Raw genomic sequence first — 846 nt, 5'->3', positions numbered from 1 at the left:
GCCACTTCCCAGCCGAACAGATTGCCGGCCCAGGTGGCCAGGGGCGCGCCAACCACGATGGCAATGGTCAGCCCGCTCATCACCCGAGCGACGGCGCGGGCACGCATGTGATAGGGCACGGCGGAGGCTGCCACCAGGGCGGCGACACCAAAGTAGGCCCCATGGGGCAGCCCGGCCAGAAAGCGCAGGGCCACGAAGGTCCAGAAATCCGTGGCCAGGGCGCTGGCCATGTTGCCCACGGCAAACACCAGCATCAGGGTGATCAACAGTCCTCGCCGGGGCACCCGGGCCGCCAGAGCGGAAATCAGCGGTGCACCGACCACCACCCCCAGCGCATAACTGCTGATGGCATAGCCCACATCCGGCACCGGGACTTGCAGGTCGGTGGCCACGCGCTGCATCAGTCCCATAATGACGAACTCGCCACTGCCAATGCCAAAGCCCCCCAGAGCCAGAGCGAGGGAAAGGCGAAGCAAGCGACTGGAGTCGGAGGACATAAGGGTTCCTGGATGAAGGCAGCGGGCAGGTCTGTGACGGATGGGATGAGACTGTCGATATTGAACAGGGTTCATTCTAGCATGCGAAAGAATGGTTTAGTGCCTGGAGCAGGCAAGAAAACGCCAGCAAGAACAATGCAGCAAGAATGAAGAAAGAATGACAGGGGTAACGATGAAGGTGACACGCATCATGGCCAATGTGGCCACGGACGATCTGGGCAAGGCGCAGGCCTTCTATGGCGAGATTCTTGGCCTGGACCGGATTATGGACCATGGCTGGTTCCAGACCTATGGCTCGGCAGAAACCATGACGGTGCAGCTGAGTTTTGGCTCCCAGGGTGGTTCAAAC

Annotated in this window: 1 protein-coding gene and 1 pseudogene; one reads left to right on the top strand and one right to left on the bottom strand. The window is 61.0% G+C overall.

Annotated elements, in window-relative coordinates; genetic code table 11:
• The coding region (locus tag A3754_RS01060) for an MFS transporter (RefSeq protein ID WP_156496658.1) at positions 1-497 on the bottom strand (497 nt) is incomplete at its 3' end.
• 157 nt (positions 498-654) lie between these two features.
• On the opposite strand from A3754_RS01060, the pseudogene A3754_RS01055 reads away from it, so the two are divergent.
• A pseudogene (locus A3754_RS01055) lies at positions 655-846 on the top strand (glyoxalase); the annotation flags it as partial.

This window comes from Alcanivorax sp. HI0083 (genome assembly GCF_001635175.1).
Note: the sequence above shows the minus strand (reverse complement) of the source record. Positions and strands in the feature narration are given on the sequence as shown.